Annotated in this window: 2 protein-coding genes; both read left to right on the forward strand. The window is 74.3% G+C overall.

Annotated elements, in window-relative coordinates:
* Nucleotides 1–253: 253 nt before the first annotated feature.
* Nucleotides 254–730 carry a hypothetical protein gene (locus P1P70_RS43940; protein WP_319248015.1) on the forward strand — a complete coding sequence of 159 codons (477 nt, stop codon included), beginning with the start codon at nt 254–256 and terminating at the stop codon, nt 728–730.
* Nucleotides 731–989: 259 nt separating this feature from the next.
* A complete protein-coding gene (locus tag P1P70_RS43945) occupies nt 990–1928 on the forward strand; it encodes a hypothetical protein (RefSeq protein WP_319248017.1) in 939 nt (312 codons plus the stop codon).
* Nucleotides 1929–2044 lie beyond the last annotated feature (116 nt).

The following is a 2044-nucleotide window of genomic DNA, read 5'->3' on the forward strand; positions in this document are numbered from 1 at the left end:
GCCCTTCCCCGGACTCCCGCGGCCCCCGACGGTGCCCGCGGATCGGACGACGGCCAGGCCGCCCGACGGCCACAAGCCTCACGACGGCCACAAGCCTCACGACGGCCACAGGCCGGAGAGGGGCGCGGGGAACTGCGCGATCAGCAACGACGAACCCGCAGCCGCCCACCCCCGACTTGCCAGCGGCCCTCCCCAGGTGTGCTCTGGAAGACGGGGCGGAGACCGGCGGGGGAGGGAAGAGAGGAGTGCTCCCATGGCTCAGACGGCACCCACTCCGGGGCGGCCGGGGCTTCCGGGCGGGCCCCCGGTGCCGGGCACGTCGACGGCGCAGGCCTCGCCCGATGTCTTCAGTGAGCGCACCCACCGGCTCACCAACCTGGTCCTGCCCGTGGTCCTCGGCCTCGTCTACGGCTACTGGGCCGCCGCGATGAACCGTGACGCCGGCCCCATCACCGGCTGGAACGTCCTCTTCGGCTTCGTGACCGCGTTCGTGTTCGCGGCGCTCTGCATCGCCGTACAGACCGTCGCACGCCGACTGCGCCGCGAACCCCACGCCCTCCTCTGGGCCGCCTTCGCGGGCTGCGCCTTCGGCTTCCTCTACAGCCAGGCCTCCCAGCACACCGTGGTGCGCGCGACGCTCATGTCCCTCGCCGTCGCGGCGGGGGTCTTCGCGGTGACCTTCTACCGCTACTACACGCACGAGGACGCGAAGGGCCACCGCCTGCACTGACGGTCCACGTGAACGCCACGGACCCGGCCCCGGACCGAAGTCCGTGGCCGGCTGTGTGCGGAGGTTGAGGTCACGCCGGCGACGATCGTGCCCCGGACGGAGCCGCCGGAGTCGGCCGCCGCCGTCGTCCCGAGCGCCGAGAGGCTCCACCGTGTCGGCTCCCGGCTCCCTCCCCGTTCGGCTTGTCCTGGGGGGCCATTCGCAGTCACGTGGGTCGGGAGCGCTCGCGAGGTCGTGGGCGGGGGTCTTGCCTGGAGGGGTGTCCCACCGAGCCCGCGGCGCCCTGTCTGCCGTACTGACCGCGCTCGCCTGCCTGCTCACGCCGGTGGGCGCGCTGGCCGCGTGGGCGACGTACGAACTCGGGGACCGGACGCGGTACGAGGCGGTCATGGCGCCGCTGGCCACCGACCCGGACGTACGGGAGGCGCTCGCGGACGCGGTCGCCGACGGGGTCCTGCGCGAGGTCCGGGTCGGGCCCCCACTGCGGCGCCCGGTACGGGAGTTCACGCACGACGCGGCGCACTCCTTCACCCAGACCGAGGCGTTCCGCACGGCGTGGCACATGCTGAACCGGGCGGCGCACGACGCGGTGCTGACGGCGGTGCGCGCGGAGGACACCGAGAGCGGGGGCGCGGGCGGGCCCGGCGTCGGCGGGGCGCGGGCGGTGACGCTCGACCTCGCACCGGTCGGCGAGCGCGTCAAACGTCAACTCGTGCGCGACCACGTGCCGTTCGCCCATCGCATCCCGGTCGCGCGCACCGAGGTCGAGGTGTTGTCGGCCACGGAACTGGTCCAGCTTCGAAAGGGGTATCGCGTGCTCGAAATCGCCGCGTTCTGGCTTCCGGTCGGTGCGCTCGCACTGGCCGCCGGTGGTGTACTCGTCGCGACACAGCGCCGTCGGGCCGTCTGCGCGACGGGGCTCGGCGCGGCGCTCGGCGGTGCGCTGCTCGGCGTCGCCGTGGCCCTCGGCCGCCACCTCACGCTCGCCGACCTGCCCCCGGACGTCTCCCCGGCGGCCGCGGGCGCCGTCTACGACGCCCTCACGGCCACCCTGCGCACGGTGACCTGGGGGCTGGTCCTCCTCGGCACGACGGTGGCCGCCACCGCCTGGCTCACGGGCCACCTCGTGCGACATCGCCGAGCGTCCGCAGCGCCCCCGCCAGCACCGGCGGAGGAACCGACGCGAGCCCGAGCCTGACGCAGTCGGCGGCGGACGCCGCCGACTGCGTCAGGCTCGAGGTCGAGGCGGTCTTGCAGACACCTCGTCCAGGCGCCGTGGAGACCTAGGCCTTAGCAGCAGGGCCCCACACAACT

This window comes from Streptomyces sp. MB09-02B (genome assembly GCF_033794485.1).
GTDB lineage: Bacteria > Actinomycetota > Actinomycetes > Streptomycetales > Streptomycetaceae > Streptomyces.

What these genes read in the sequence shown, in the direction of transcription:
- P1P70_RS43940 (WP_319248015.1), top strand. Translation starts at nt 254, where the DNA reads ATGGCTCAGACGGCACCCACTCCGGGGCGGCCGGGGCTTCCGGGCGGG.